Origin of the sequence: Massilia sp. W12 (genome assembly GCF_037300705.1) — a bacterium.
In the GTDB taxonomy this organism is placed as follows: domain Bacteria; phylum Pseudomonadota; class Gammaproteobacteria; order Burkholderiales; family Burkholderiaceae_D; genus JACPVY01.
This window is the reverse complement of record NZ_CP147776.1, coordinates 429,761-443,635: the sequence shown is the minus strand read 5'-3', so window position 1 is coordinate 443,635 and position 13,875 is coordinate 429,761. Positions and strand designations below refer to the sequence as shown.

Genomic DNA, 13,875 nt, shown 5'->3' with positions numbered 1-13,875 from the left:
GTCAAAATCCGCACCACAACCCGTCTTGGCAGTCAAAGTCCTTGAAAAACAAGGCTTAAGCAAATTTTACCGGCGCTCGCAACGTGCCATAAACATGTATTGAAATACATGTGTTTTCTTGCAATGCAACATCCACCCGGTCAGCCCGACTTGTGCCGCATGCCGCAGCGCCGCAAAAAAAATCCGCGCAAGCCCTTACACTTTTTTACACATGCCAAAAAATGCTGCTATAATTGGGCGAACCCAGATACTGCCCGAAACAAAAATTTCGCAAGCAGCTCCAAAAACAGAACAATATCCAGGGTCTGATTTCTTTCAGAAGCAGTTAAATTCCCACCACGGCCACCATAAATGGCCACCCGACAACACCTTATATAAACAAGGGAGATGTATGAAGCGTAGTAATTTCCTGCGTAGCGCAAAGTTTGCCGCAAGCGCCCTCGCCGTATTCGCTACTTTTGCCGCGAATTCCGCCCAAGCCGAAGTGCTGGATTTCAACAATCTGTTCACTGGCGATTTTTCGATTTTCGCCCATGGCGAAAGCTTTGCAGAACAGGGCTTCAACTTCACCGTGCTGGGCGACGCCAATGGCGGTCTGGCTGGCGCAGGCGTCTCCGGCGCCAATGACCTCAGCTGCACGATTCTGAGCTGCCCGACCGGCAACAGCAGCGCTTACTACGCCGGTCTGAATGATGGCGCACTGTCATTCACCCGTCAGGACAGCCAGGGCTTCAAACTGCGCGCGCTGGACTTCGCTTTTGTGGCCCCGACCGGCGGCCTGATCGACTTCTCCGTTGGCCGTCTGGTGTTGACCGGCCAAAAAATGGATGGTTCGGAAATCCAAACCACCGTTGAATTCCAGCCGATGAACAACGACTCCTTCAACTTCTCCAACTGGCAAAGCAATGGCGCATTTGCGCAGACCGCATTCCGTGGCCTGACCATCAACGCCTGCCTGTACACCATGGATGGCTCCTGCGTCAACCCGGCCGGCAATCAGGCCCAGTTCGCAATCGACAATCTGAACGTGGCAGTGGTGCCGGAACCCTCCACCTACGCCATGATGGGCCTGGGTCTGGCTGGTTTGGCCGCATTCGCCCGCCGCCGCAAACAAGCCTGAGCGGCTCCCCTGTAATCTGCACAAGCTGCGGCCAAAGCCGCAGCTTGGGGACTCGCACATTCACAGCCGGCTACAGCCATTCGCCACGCAAGCCGGCAATGATAATGAAACACATCTGATTGAGACAAGGAAACCCCTCCATGAAACTCCGCGCTACCTCGCTCGCCGCAATGTTGCTGCTGTCCGGCGCCCTGATGACCGCACACGCTTCTGACATCCGCCGTCCTTACGTGGTGCAGCTGGCTGACAAGCCGGTCGCGTCCTACACCGGCGAAATTCGCGGTCTGGCCGCCACCAAACCGGCTGCCGGCCAATCGCTGGATATCAACGCCGCTGATGTGCAAAACTACATCAACTACCTGAATCAAAAACAAGGCGCGGTGCTGGCTGTGATCGGCAACGCTCCTATCGTGCACGACTATAAAGTGGTGTTGAACGGCTTCACCGCGATGCTGACCGACGCTGAAGTGCGCGCGCTGAAAAAGACCGCCGGCGTGGCGGCAATCACCCCGGATCAACCGCGTGAACTGCTGACCAACTACACCCCGGGTTTCCTCGGCCTGGACAAGAGCAATGGCGTCTGGACCCGTCTGGGCGGCCAGGGCGCAGCCGGTGAAAACATCATCATCGGTATCGTTGACTCCGGCGTATGGCCGGAAAACACCAGCTTTGCTGACCGTGTGGACGCGAACGGCTTCGCCACCCACGATCCGGCTGGCGCGCAAGTGTATGGCGCACCGCCAGCCAGCTGGAAAGGCTCCTGCGAAGTGGGCGAGGGTTTTGCCCTGAGCAACTGTAATAACAAGCTGATCGGCGCACAAAAGTTTGACAAGACCTACCGCAGCCTGGTCGCCAACGGCACCTACACGCCGCACTGGATTGACTACAATTCCCCGCGCGACAACGGCGGCCACGGCACCCACACCGCCAGCACCGCTGGCGGCAATGGCAAAGTGAACGCAAGCGCTGCAGGCATCGCCATGGGCGCGATGTCCGGCATCGCTCCGCGCGCACGTCTGGCCATGTACAAAGTGTGCTGGAGCTATCAAGATCCGGCCAATCCGGCCAATCCGAAGAACTCCTGCTTCTCCGGCGACTCTGTGGCGGCAATTGAAAAAGCTGTCAAAGACGGCGTGAACGTGATCAACTTCTCGATCAGCGGTTCGCAAGACAAATTCAATGACCCGGTTGAAGTGGCCTTCCTGAACGCCTCCAACGCTGGCGTATTCGTGGCCGCCTCCGCCGGCAACAGCGGCCCGGCCAACCAGGTTGCACACATCAGCCCATGGCTGACCACCGTGGGCGCGTCGACCCATGACCGCCTGAACGCAGCCAACGCCATCCTGGGCAATAACGCTTCGTACCAAGGCGCTTCGATGAACACCGTGGCCCTGGGTCAGACACCGGTGATTCTGTCCACCGAAGCTGCGGCAGCTGGCGCTGACGCCTCCAAGGCCAATCTGTGCTATGGCGCGGCAGACGGCGCTGTGGTGCTGGATCCGGCCAAGGTCGCCGGCAAAATCGTGGTGTGCACCCGTGGCGTCACCGCCCGTGTCAACAAGAGCCAGGCAGTGAAAGACGCTGGCGGCGTTGGCATGATCATGATCGACAATGGCGCCGGTCTGGTTGCTGAAGCGCACGCCGTGCCGACAGTGCATGTGCCGGCTGCAAATGGCGCTGCAATCCGCGCATATGTCGCCGGCAATGCCGCCGCTACTGCTGAAATCACCAAATTCTCCGCCACCAAGGGCACCGCTCTGGCGCCGGTGATGGCTGGCTTCTCCTCGCGTGGCCCGAACAAAGGCAATGGCAACATCCTGAAACCGGATCTGACCGCGCCTGGCGTGGACATTCTGGCCGCTTATGTGCCGGACGTGACCCAGGCTGAACGTGACGCCATCGCCAATGGCGCTGCCGGCGCAACTGAAGCCGCCTTCCTGCAAGGCACCTCGATGTCCAGCCCGCACGTTGCCGGCCTGGGCGCGCTGTTGAAGCAATTGAACCCGACCTGGTCTCCGGCTGCCATCAAATCCGCGCTGATGACCACTGGCAGCATGACTTTCAATGACGGTCTGGCTGGCATGCAAAACGGTCAATTGCCGTGGTCGCAAGGCGCTGGTCACGTTGTGCCGAATCTGGCTGCAGATCCGGGCCTGGTGTATGACGCTGGCGCAGTGGACTATGCACGCTTCCTGTGCGGCTTGGGCGGCGGCGGCATCTACTCCCCGGCTGTGTGCCAACAAGTCGGCTCGATCGCTTCCTACAACCTGAACCTGCCGTCCCTGACTGCAGCCAGCGTGATGGGCAAGCTGACCTTCACCCGTACCGTCACCAATGTCAGCAACGCTGCTTCGACCTATCAAGCCAGCGCTTCCCTGCCGGGTTACAACGTGGTGGTGAATCCGTCCAGCCTGACCCTGGCGCCGGGCGAGAAGAAGAGCTTCACCGTCAGCCTGACCCGCACCACTGCTCCGGCTGATACCTGGGCGTATGGCGAACTGGTGTGGAATGATGGCGTGCGTAAAGTGCGCAGCCCGCTGTCGGCCAAGCCGACCATGATCGCCGCACTGGCTGAAGTCAGCAGCGAAGCCGCCACCGGCAATGCGCTGTACACCATCGGCACCGGCTTCAATGGCAGCTTCAGCACCATCAAAGGCGGCCTGAAAGAAGCAACCCGCACGGAAGCCACCATCGGTAAGAACAACGATGCAGACGGCGGTCTGGCGGCTTGTAAAGCAGGCGGCGGCGCTGGCGTGAATGTCACCGAAGTGGCCATCCCGTCCGGCGCATTGACTGCACGTTTCGCTCTGTTTGACGCCGACACCTCTGGCCGCGCCGCCGGCAGCGCCGACGACCTGGATCTGGTGGTGTTGAACAGCGCAGGCGCCACAGTTGGCACCAGCGGTGGCGCAACCTCCAACGAAGTGGTGACCCTGAGCAACCCGGCTGCAGGCAACTACAAAGTGTGCGTGATCGGTTATGCACCGAACAACGACAGCGCCACCTACACCATGTCCAGCTGGGTGGTGAACCCGACTGACGTGGGCGGCAATCTGCGCGTTCTGGTTCCGGGCAACGCCACCATCGGCGGCACCGGCACCGTGGCTGCCAGCTGGTCCGGTCTGACTGTTGGCAAGCGCTACCTGGGCGCCGTGCAGTATGTGGTTGGCGGCGTGAAGCAGTCCACCACCTTGCTGTCGGTTGACACCACGGATGCAATCCCGCAAACCGATCTGGTGCGCAACACCAATGCAATCAAAAACTGATTCAGTTTTCTGATGCAATGAAAAGGGCCGCAGCGATGCGGCCCTTTTTTTATATCGCATGAGCTGATTGCATTCCGCCGTCAGCGCCATCTCCAGCCAGCGCAAACGATGCGCAAGAAGCAGAAAAAGACGTAAAAAAAGCCGGCGGCGCCGGCTTTTTCAGTTTTACATCCGCTTTAAGAAGCCGATGCGTTTTTCACTTCCTTCAATACACATTTACCTGCTTTGCACTGCGCGCCTGGATCGCTGACCACTTTGCAATCAGACATTTCCCCTTCGGCGGCGATTTGTTTTTGCCGCGCCAGGCGGTGTTTCGCCGCCAGCTCCTCGACTTTGCCGGCTTGCGGATTGGCCTTGCTGTCGCTTGACCAGGGCAGGAAAAATTCCGGCCCGCCGCAAGCTTTTTCCCCCATCGCCACGGTTTTGCATTGGTTGTCGGCTTCGCAGCTGGCCTTGCCAACCGCTTTTTTCACCGCTTCCAATTCCTGGCTGACTTTCTCCGTGCTTTTCTTCACCACAGAAGAAGCCGGACGCAAAGCCGGCGCGCTTTCAGTGGCGCCCCAGCCGTCTTGCAACATCGCCGGGAAAGCGCCTGCCGCGCAACTTGCCGGCGCAGCGCACCAGGCAAACGCCTGCTGGCTGCATAACATGGCAGCGCAAAACGCAATTTTTCTGATCATTTCTCCACCTCTCATTCATTCTTATGCAGCGCCTGCGGCGCCTTTTTCCTGAATAATGATAGTGGCGCAAGCAGGCAGTGACGTCAAGTCTGAATCCGGGCAAAAAGCGGCTTTTCCACTCAGCCCAGCACCCCATCCGCCTGCAATGCGGCAATCTGCTCTTCACTCATGCCGAGTTGCTGCAAAATTTCCCGGTTATGCTGCCCTAATTGCGGCCCGAGCCAACGCGTAGCGCCGGGGGTGGCCGACATTTTCGGCGTTACCGCCGGCAATTTCACCGGGCTGCCATCGGCAAAATAATGCTGCTCGAACATGCCGCGCGCCTGGAAATGCGGGTCTTGCAGCATATCCCGCACCGAATAGATTTTGCCGACCGGCACGTCAGCGGCTTGCAGTAATTCAACAATTTGCTGCGCCGTATGCAAGCGGCTCCAGGCGGCAATCGCCTCATCAATCTCTTCCGTGCGCGGCACCCGTCCATCATTGCGCGCCAAGGACGGATCATGCGCCAGATCGGCGCGCCCGATCGCCAGCATCAGCCGTTTGAAAATCGCATCGCCATTGCCGGAAATCACCACAAAATCCCCATCCGCACTGGGATAGGTGTTGGAAGGCACAATCCCCGGCAACGCGCCGCCGGTGCGCTCGCGCACCACGCCGGCCACATCATATTCCGGCACGCTGGATTCCATCAAATTAAAGACCGCTTCATACAAGGCCACATCCACCATCTGACCACAGCCGGCGATGCAATCCGCGCCCTGCTTGCCATTCCAGCGCCCGCCGGTGACATCGCGGTGGCGCAGCGCCAGCATGGCCCCGATCACGCCATGCAAGGCCGCCAGCGAATCGCCGATTGAAATCCCGACCCGCACCGGGGGACGGTCGGCATGTCCGGAAACATAACGCAAACCGCCCATCGCCTCGCCAATCGCGCCAAAGCCGGGCAAATCACGCAATGGCCCATCCTGACCATAACCGGACAGGCGCACCATGATCAGCGCCGGATTGATGGCGCGTAACTGCTCATAGCCCAAGCCCCACTTCTCCAGCACCCCGGGGCGATAGTTTTCAATAATGATGTCGGCCTCCAGCGCCAGTTGCCGCGCAATTTCCTGCGCACGCGGGTCTTTCATATTCAAGGCCAGGCTTTTTTTATTTCGCGCCTGCACCGACCACCACAGCGAAACGCCGTCTTTCATCACGCGCCATTGCCGCAACGGGTCGCCCTGTCCCGGCGCTTCAATCTTGATCACATCCGCGCCGAATTCGGCCAACATGCGGGCGCAAAAAGGGCCTGCGATCAGCGTTCCCAATTCCAGGACTTTGACCCCCGCCAAGGCTGCCGGCTTGGGCGCCGTTTGCTGTTCTGAAGCATCATGCTGCATGCGCTGCTCTCCCTTTCAATCATGATGATGGCGCCGCAATGGCGACGCCGGTTTTTAAAAAATGCAACGCACCAAAATGTGGCAAGCAATCAAATGCTTTCTATTGCATTGCAATAAAATGTATTTCCGCATGGAAAATATATAATCTGCATATATTCCATTTTATTATCAACACGCTCTCCGCATCACTCTGCAAAGATTAATCATGGATTTTGCTTTTTTGCGTTGCGATACAAATATAACCTGATTCAGAATTGTGCGCCCGCATCAGAATGGTGCAGCAGATACAAGTCTGCATTCTGCTATGCAGAATAGCTCAGCTGCAGCGCAAAAAAATGCAGCATCAGCGTTGACAAATCAAAAAGACTCTTGCAATATAAACACGTGGCAAGACACTGTCAGCATAAAAAGACAGGCTGCCACGGTTGCAGCCAGCCGCGTCAACCACTTATTTTCCCTGATTAAACAAAGCCAATACTCCCCGTGTTATTGGATTCCCTTGTTTCATCTCAAAAATGAAAATAATACATCCGGCGCGTTTGGATAATAAAATCTATTTTCAGGAGACCCGTATGAAACTGAAACACACCCTGCGTTTGTCCGCAACTGCTATTGCTCTGCTTGCCTCTTTTGCCGCGAATGCCGGCGATCATGGCGTGAAAGTCACCATCAGCCCGGTGAAAAATGTGCACGAAGCCAGCGATGATGTATTTGTAAATGTCACGCTGACCAATACCGGCACTTCTCCGAAATATGTATTGAAATATCTGACGCCGTTTTCAGAACAACCTGAACATTTATTTGAAGTGACGCGCGATGGCAAACCGGTGCAATTCCTGGGCGCCCATATCAAACGCGGCACGCCCAAAGCTTCCGATTATCTGCTGTTGAAACCAGGTAAATCTTATACCCGCAAAGTTGAATTGTCTGCGCAATACGATATGAGTATCAGCGGCGACTATAAAATTCAATACCATGTCGGTTCGATGAATCTGTTTAACAGCAATCCGAATGCGCAAAGCCTGGTCAGCCATACTGAATTAGGCGAATTGGAATCGAATGAAAGCTCGTTTGCGGTAAATGGCATTCACCCGCGCGGCTATGAAGCGCCGACCCCGCAACAATTGATGCAACAAACCCTGGCCGGCTCGCTCACCTACACCAATTGCACATCTTCGCAAAAGACCACGGTGGCCAGCGCAGTGGCGAATGCCAAAACCTATGCCAGCAATTCGCTCTCATATTTAAATGCCGGCAATAAAGGCGCACGCTACACCACCTGGTTTGGCACTTATGACGCCGGTCGTTATTCCACTGTTAAATCGCACTTCAGTAATATCTTGAATTCCTTCAATAATCAGGCCGTGGTGGTGGATTGCGGTTGCACCCAAAGCTATTACGCTTATGTGTATCCGACCCAGCCGTACAAGATCTATGTTTGCAAGGCCTTCTGGTCTGCGCCGATGACCGGCACCGATTCCAAGGCTGGCACCATGGTTCACGAAATGAGTCACTTCAATGTGGTGGGCGGCACCGACGACTGGGCTTACGGCCAATCCGCCGCCAAGAGCCTGGCCACATCGAATCCAGGCAAAGCAGTGGATAATGCCGATTCGCATGAATATTTTGCTGAAAACACGCCGTTCCTGAACTGATTTTTTTGCTGCACAAAAAAACCGCAGATTCGTCTGCGGTTTTTTTATTGGCCGACAGCCGGCTGTTTTTATGAAATCGCGTCTTGCCCTGCGGCCGGACTGATTTTGCCTTGCCCGTGCAAGACCCGCAAAACTTTGCCGGTATGCGCGCTGAATTGACGCGTATGCACCGTATCGACAAAGCGCCAGGCGCATTCGGCTTCGTGCGCGCTGACCGTAAGCAGCATATAACCGCGCAAAGAAGTCTGGGCGTAACGCAAGGTCGGCAACATGGCTTGCATACAGGCGGCGAGTGCCGCGCTTTCTTGATACGAGGACTCCAATCCGGGCGACGAAACCGATGCGGTGGCGAATTCCACGCCCACGGCGCGCCCGGCCTCATCCTGCAAATCGCTGGCCCAGGCGTTATGCGTATCGCCAGCCAGTGAAATCAGATTTTTGCCATGTCCCTGCATCAGGCTGTACAAGCGTTCACGCTCGGCCTGATAACCATCCCAGGAATCCAGATAACACGGCGCGCGCGGCGCATGCAACAGCGCATGCGCTTTGACGCTTGCGCCGTCGCGCTGGGCCTGCTGCACATCACGCCACCAATCCAGACGGTCCTGCTCGCCGCAGGCCACGCTCAAAGGAAATTCCATGCGCGCCATCAACACCTGCTGCCCCAGCACCTGCCAGCGTGCGCTGGAGTTTTGCAGCCGGCTTTGCAGCCATTCAAATTGTTCGCGCCCGAGCATGCGCCGGCGCGCCGCCCGCGCATCGCGGCGCAAACGCGCCAGATCCAATTTTCCTTGCGCATTCACATACGAAGCAAATTGCAATTGCTGATCGCGCCCGGCCAGCCGGGTATCGAGCATATACAGTGAAAGCAAGCCGCCAAAGTCAAAGCTGCGCCAAATCTTGTCCATATCCGGGGTGCGCACCGGCAGCCATTCCTGCCAGGCTTGCGCGGCGGCGGCGCGGCGCAATGCAAACGGGCCTTGGCTGCCATTGTCATGCTCTTGCGCCCCGTCGCGCCAGGTGTCATCGGCGAATTCATGATCATCCCAGATGCAGATGAAGGGGGCTGCGGCATGCAAGGCTTGCAAATCCGGGTCGCTGCGATATTGGGCATAACGCTGGCGATAATCTTCCAGACTTTGCAATTCATGCGCCGGCGCCGCCACCCGCCCCAATTGCTCAGCGCGCGCGCTGGCGTAACCATCCGCCCCATATTCATAAATGTAGTCGCCTAAATGCAGCACCGCATCCAACTCAGTCTGGCGCGCGCAATCCTGATAGACATTGAAATAGCCGGCCGGGAAATTGCTGCAGGAAAGCACCGCCAGCTTGACTTGCGCCACATCATGCGCCGGCAAGGTGCGGGTGCGCCCGCGCGGTGAATGGCGCGCCGCCTGTGCGCCCTGGGCTGGCGCGCTAAAGCTGTAGTAATAGGTTTGGCCCGGCTGCAAACCCAGCGCCTCAAGCTTGACCGTAAAGTCCTGCGCCGCCGATGTCGCCACGCTGCCGCTGCCGGCCAATTGCAACATCTCCGGGTCGCGTGCAATGCGCCAATCGAGCCAAATCTCCTGCCCTGGCTCAAGCGCTTGCAGCGGGGTCACGCGGGTCCACAACACCACGCTGTCGCGCCCCGGATCGCCACTGGCGACGCCATGCAAAAAAGCAAGTTTTTCGGGGGATAGATTTTGCGCCTGGGAATGGCGGCAGGCTTGCAATGCCGGCGCCGCCAGCGCTGCGGCGCCCCATGCGCCGATGTGCTGTAAGAATTCACGCCGTGGCGCCAGGGCCCCAAGCGGCGCGTCCGGAGGGGATGCGAGTGCGGCCATATGCAGACTCCATCAGGATACGATGCAGCGCAGCATAAGCAGGCCGCATGACGCCTGCATGACAGTTTGATACAGCTTTTATGACAGCAATAATTTGCCGCCCACCAATAATAAACACAGCACAATCGCATACCGCAACCACTCCTGCGGCAAGCGGGTGGACAGAAACACACCCAGGATCACGCCGGGCACAGAACCCAGCATCAATTGGCCAAGCAGGCTGAAATTGACATTGCCGATCAGCAAATGCCCCAAGCCGGCAATCATGGTCAGCGGAATCGCATGTGCGATATCCGTGGCCACCAATTTATGCGGCGTCATACGCAAGGGATACAAATAAGTCAGGATCATGGCGCCGAAAGCGCCTGCGCCAATTGAGGTCAGCGACACCATCACGCCCAACAGCAAACCGGACAAAATCGTCAGAGGGAATTGCAGCTGTTTAAATTGCCCGGCATCGCGCAAACGGAAATTCTGTCCCAAATTATGGAGTTGCTGCTTGAACAGGATGGACAGCGCAGTCAGCACCACGGCAATCCCGATGCCATATTTGAGCAAGCGCACATCGACTCCGATGTAGCCGAATTTCATCAGCAGAATTGTGATGGCGGTGGCCGGCAGGCTGCCGGCCCACATGCGCCGCACCACCATCCAGTCAATCAAATTGGTGTTGTGGTGCATGCCCACCGCCACGGACTTGGTGAGCGAGGCAAACCACAAATCCGTGCCGATTGCCGTGGCCGGCGCAATCCCGAACAGCAATAACAGAATCGGCGTCATCACCGCCCCGCCGCCAACCCCGGTCAAGCCCATCAGCATGCCGGTCAAAAAACCGGCAGTGATATATAAAATCATTGCGTCCCCTATACTGCGTCTGCGCGGAAAAACCGCATCCAGGCGGGATCAGCGCTGGCTGCGCAAATGAAGTGTGGATTCAAGATATCGGCCTTGCTGTTGTAGCGCAAGTCCTGCAAATCACAGTCGAGCATCTTGCCGCCGGCGACTTCAAGCACGCATTGCGCTGCTGCTGTGTCCCATTCCGAGGTGGGCGCCAGGCGCGGATACAAATCCGCCGCACCTTCGGCCACCAGGCAAATCTTGAGCGAACTGCCCATCGGCACAAAATCGACTGCGCCCAGGTATTGCAGAAAATCCTGCAGTGAATCGCCGCCATGCGAGCGCGAACCGGCCACCCGCCACACTGGCGCGCGCGGACAGGTGCGGATCGGGCTTTCCAAACCGCCCTGCCATTTGAATGCGCCGACGCCCTGCGCGGCGTAATAGCTGCGTCCCAAGGCCGGAGCCACCACCACGCCGAGCACTGGGACACCCTGCTCGATCAGGGCGATATTCACAGTGAATTCTCCATTGCGCTTAATAAATTCCTTGGTGCCATCAAGCGGGTCAATCAACCAATAACGCGTCCACTGCCGGCGCACTTCCCATTCCGGCAAGCCGCCCTCTTCTGACAGAATCGGCAAATCGGAAAATCCCGCCAGACCTTGCATAATGCAGCGGTGCGAAGCCAGATCCGCTTCAGTCAGCGGGCTGTGATCGCTCTTTTCCTGCACCGCGCCGGCGCCGGCCAGATAAACCCGCATGACTTCATCGCCGGCCAACTGCGCCAGATGCAACACTTGTTGTAACAGTTCGCGCATAGTCCCCCTCCCGATATCGCCTTCATGCGTGCTGAGTTGCTGGTAAGCATACACCCGCAAACTGTGGCGCAGCGTTGAAATCTGCGCTGGAAAAATGAATCATGCCACATGTCTGACACAGCACTGAAAAAACAGCGCTGCAACTTACGCCAGAGAAATACAAAGCAAAAATGCAATATTTGATTGCACTAGCACAAAATCGAAGCCATTGCCTAGAATCTTCCCTTTGTTGGAACACCATGATTTTGTGACGCTCATCACAAAATAAACCATCTTCGGTGGTAAAATCTCATTGTTGCATGTGAAAAACAATCAATTCCGCAAGCCAACAGGTTTCTCTTGTTTCGTGATATGGCGCCAGCTTATGAAACCAGCTGATTGTCTAAGCAATATTACCGCCCTGTCCCGAGAGCCAAACAGCGCCAAGTTGCACTCTCGCCGTATGACCAAGAAAAACATCAACCACAACAGCTTCAGCCGTATCGGCATGAGCTGCTGCGCCAGCGTGAAATAAAAGACCGGATCTCCAGCGATCAACCCGGATGGCCTGGCTGCGGCCCGCTGCTTGATCGTCCCTTTGATACTTTTATGACAGAGCGAATATGATGAAGATTAAAAACCCCTCACTGCGCCTCACCCTGATTGCCGCTTTCCTCGCCGGCGCTGCCGGCCCGGCCACGGCGGCCAGCCAAACCCTGCAAGCTGATTTGCAATACCGCTTGCAATTGATTGACCTCGACCCGAATGACGGCATCGCTCCCGGATTCACGTATTTCACGCCTTACCATTTCTGGGGCAATCAGCTGGAACAGCACAGCGCGGCATTCACGTCCGGCGGGCTGGACTATCGCAAACAATTCAAGTCTGCCTATGCCAGCACGGATCAAAACGGCCTCGCACTGGGCGGTGTGACGAATCAGGCCTCGTATTCCGCCGCTGATCGTCACACCTACAGCCAGGCGCTGGACAAGGCAGGCTATGCCTATGGCCGCATCGCCAGCACGCTGCAATTCGGCCTCACGCCCAACACCCGCCTGGAAATCATTGGCAGCGCCGCGCTGAATGGCCAGCTGGACGGCGCCGACGCCGCGCGTGCGCATGGGGAATTCGCCCTGTCTTACTTCGGCTATAACGACCAGTCGCGCGAGCGCCAGCAATTTGTCTTCAACCAGGAAGGCGGCGCCATGCAACAGCAGCGTGCTTTCAGCATGTGGATTGATAACGCCAGCGTGAATAACGCCGGATATTACTTTTACGCGGATTCCGCAGTCAGCCTGCGCAATGTGGCTGCAGTGCCGGAAATGGAAAGCTGGGGCCTGATGGGCGCCGGCCTGCTCACCTTGTTTGCGATGACACGCCGCCGTCCGCAGGCGCCCGTCCCCTGTTTGTGATGGCGCGAATCCGCTGCGCTAAAGCAAGCTTACGCGGTCTGTCGCAACAGGCCGCTCCTTTGCCCCAACCCTCTTCACGAAAAAAACATGAAAAAAACACTGCACATCCTTCCCGCCCTGCTCGCCAGCATGGGCATGCTCTGTACTGCCTCAGCCCAGGCGGCCACACATTCGCTCAACAGCGAAGTGCAATACAGTCTGCAACTGATTGATCTTGATTTGCATGACGGCGTGACGCCGGCATTTCTCTATCAGGATGTCTTAAACACGCTGACCACGCGCCTGGACACAAAAAAAGATGGCGTCCCCAATACCGATTTGTACAACTCGCCCTGGATCTCGAACCAGAGTTTTAGCGCCGAACTGCGTTCGCACGATAGCCGCAACCACGCTGCAATTGGCGCGCAGAACAAGCAAAACCATGGCATCGCGCTGCAAGATGCGGGACGCGCCATCAACTGGTCCGGCGCCCGAATGCAATTGGCCCTGACCCCGAATACACGTTTGCAAGTGGTGATTCATGAAAATGCACAAGCTCAGCTGGCTGCAGGGGATGACCTTGCGCAAGCCGGCTTCTATCTGAAAAACAGCTTTTCCTACTACGGCTGGAACACCGGGCAAAATGATTTTGTCGAGACCGTACTGGGACAAACCGGCGGCGCCTTCCAGCACAGCAAAGAATATACTTTCAACATCGATAATCTGAGCGGCGGCAGCGCCGGCTATTACCTGTATTTCAGCAGTGATGTGCGGCTTGGCAATCTGCCCACAGCACCCGTGCCGGAAGCAGAAACCTGGGCCATGTTGGGCGGCGGTTTGTTGATGCTGGGCGCGCTGGCGCGGCGCCGCAAGCGCGACTGAATTTCCCTGTTGACGATGCCGGCGCAAGCC

The 13,875-nt window shown here is 57.2% G+C and carries 10 protein-coding genes; 5 read left to right on the top strand and 5 right to left on the bottom strand.

The features are described from left to right. The first annotated feature begins 391 nt into the window (after positions 1–391). On the top strand, positions 392–1,120 hold the full coding sequence (locus V8J88_RS01730; protein ID WP_338847420.1) for an NF038120 family PEP-CTERM protein: 729 nt from the start codon (positions 392–394) through the stop codon (positions 1,118–1,120). Positions 1,121–1,260: 140 nt separating this feature from the next. Further along, positions 1,261–4,386, top strand: coding sequence for a S8 family peptidase (locus tag V8J88_RS01725; RefSeq protein ID WP_338847419.1), 3,126 nt, complete (start codon positions 1,261–1,263; stop codon positions 4,384–4,386). 176 nt (positions 4,387–4,562) lie between these two features. Here V8J88_RS01725 and V8J88_RS01720 read toward each other — a convergent pair whose 3' ends face one another. Both V8J88_RS01720 and V8J88_RS01715 read right to left on the bottom strand, forming a co-directional pair. Further along, positions 4,563–5,066: a hypothetical protein gene (locus V8J88_RS01720; RefSeq protein ID WP_338847418.1), complete on the bottom strand. Its 504-nt coding sequence runs from the start codon at positions 5,064–5,066 to the stop codon at positions 4,563–4,565. Positions 5,067–5,185: 119 nt separating this feature from the next. Further along, positions 5,186–6,454: a CaiB/BaiF CoA-transferase family protein gene (locus V8J88_RS01715; RefSeq protein ID WP_338847417.1), complete on the bottom strand. Its 1,269-nt coding sequence runs from the start codon at positions 6,452–6,454 to the stop codon at positions 5,186–5,188. Positions 6,455–7,026: 572 nt separating this feature from the next. On the opposite strand from V8J88_RS01715, the gene V8J88_RS01710 reads away from it, so the two are divergent. Then, entirely contained in the window at positions 7,027–8,109 is a 1,083-nt protein-coding gene (locus tag V8J88_RS01710; protein ID WP_338847416.1) for a M35 family metallo-endopeptidase, read from the top strand. A 68-nt stretch (positions 8,110–8,177) separates the two neighbouring features. Here V8J88_RS01710 and V8J88_RS01705 read toward each other — a convergent pair whose 3' ends face one another. From V8J88_RS01705 to cysQ, 3 genes are all read right to left on the bottom strand, one after another. Continuing rightward, positions 8,178–9,935: an alkaline phosphatase D family protein gene (locus tag V8J88_RS01705; protein WP_338847415.1), complete on the bottom strand. Its 1,758-nt coding sequence runs from the start codon at positions 9,933–9,935 to the stop codon at positions 8,178–8,180. A gap of 78 nt (positions 9,936–10,013) precedes the next feature. Then, positions 10,014–10,790 (bottom strand): sulfite exporter TauE/SafE family protein, encoded by a 777-nt coding sequence (locus tag V8J88_RS01700; protein ID WP_338847414.1) that lies wholly within the window; start codon positions 10,788–10,790, stop codon positions 10,014–10,016. An 8-nt stretch (positions 10,791–10,798) separates the two neighbouring features. Next, positions 10,799–11,593: a 3'(2'),5'-bisphosphate nucleotidase CysQ gene (gene cysQ, locus V8J88_RS01695; RefSeq protein WP_338847413.1), complete on the bottom strand. Its 795-nt coding sequence runs from the start codon at positions 11,591–11,593 to the stop codon at positions 10,799–10,801. A 602-nt stretch (positions 11,594–12,195) separates the two neighbouring features. On the opposite strand from cysQ, the gene V8J88_RS01690 reads away from it, so the two are divergent. Together V8J88_RS01690 and V8J88_RS01685 are read left to right on the top strand one after the other, a co-directional pair. Continuing rightward, positions 12,196–12,984: a hypothetical protein gene (locus tag V8J88_RS01690; RefSeq protein WP_338847412.1), complete on the top strand. Its 789-nt coding sequence runs from the start codon at positions 12,196–12,198 to the stop codon at positions 12,982–12,984. An 87-nt stretch (positions 12,985–13,071) separates the two neighbouring features. Continuing rightward, on the top strand, positions 13,072–13,845 hold the full coding sequence (locus V8J88_RS01685) for a hypothetical protein (protein WP_338847411.1): 774 nt from the start codon (positions 13,072–13,074) through the stop codon (positions 13,843–13,845). The last annotated feature ends 30 nt before the right edge of the window (positions 13,846–13,875 follow it).

What these genes read in the sequence shown, in the direction of transcription:
- V8J88_RS01690 (WP_338847412.1), top strand. Translation starts at nt 12,196, where the DNA reads ATGATGAAGATTAAAAACCCCTCACTGCGCCTCACCCTGATTGCCGCT.
- V8J88_RS01715 (WP_338847417.1), bottom strand. Translation starts at nt 6,454, where the DNA reads ATGCAGCATGATGCTTCAGAACAGCAAACGGCGCCCAAGCCGGCAGCC.
- cysQ (WP_338847413.1), bottom strand. Translation starts at nt 11,593, where the DNA reads ATGCGCGAACTGTTACAACAAGTGTTGCATCTGGCGCAGTTGGCCGGC.
- V8J88_RS01730 (WP_338847420.1), top strand. Translation starts at nt 392, where the DNA reads ATGAAGCGTAGTAATTTCCTGCGTAGCGCAAAGTTTGCCGCAAGCGCC.
- V8J88_RS01720 (WP_338847418.1), bottom strand. Translation starts at nt 5,066, where the DNA reads ATGATCAGAAAAATTGCGTTTTGCGCTGCCATGTTATGCAGCCAGCAG.
- V8J88_RS01700 (WP_338847414.1), bottom strand. Translation starts at nt 10,790, where the DNA reads ATGATTTTATATATCACTGCCGGTTTTTTGACCGGCATGCTGATGGGC.
- V8J88_RS01710 (WP_338847416.1), top strand. Translation starts at nt 7,027, where the DNA reads ATGAAACTGAAACACACCCTGCGTTTGTCCGCAACTGCTATTGCTCTG.
- V8J88_RS01705 (WP_338847415.1), bottom strand. Translation starts at nt 9,935, where the DNA reads ATGGCCGCACTCGCATCCCCTCCGGACGCGCCGCTTGGGGCCCTGGCG.
- V8J88_RS01725 (WP_338847419.1), top strand. Translation starts at nt 1,261, where the DNA reads ATGAAACTCCGCGCTACCTCGCTCGCCGCAATGTTGCTGCTGTCCGGC.
- V8J88_RS01685 (WP_338847411.1), top strand. Translation starts at nt 13,072, where the DNA reads ATGAAAAAAACACTGCACATCCTTCCCGCCCTGCTCGCCAGCATGGGC.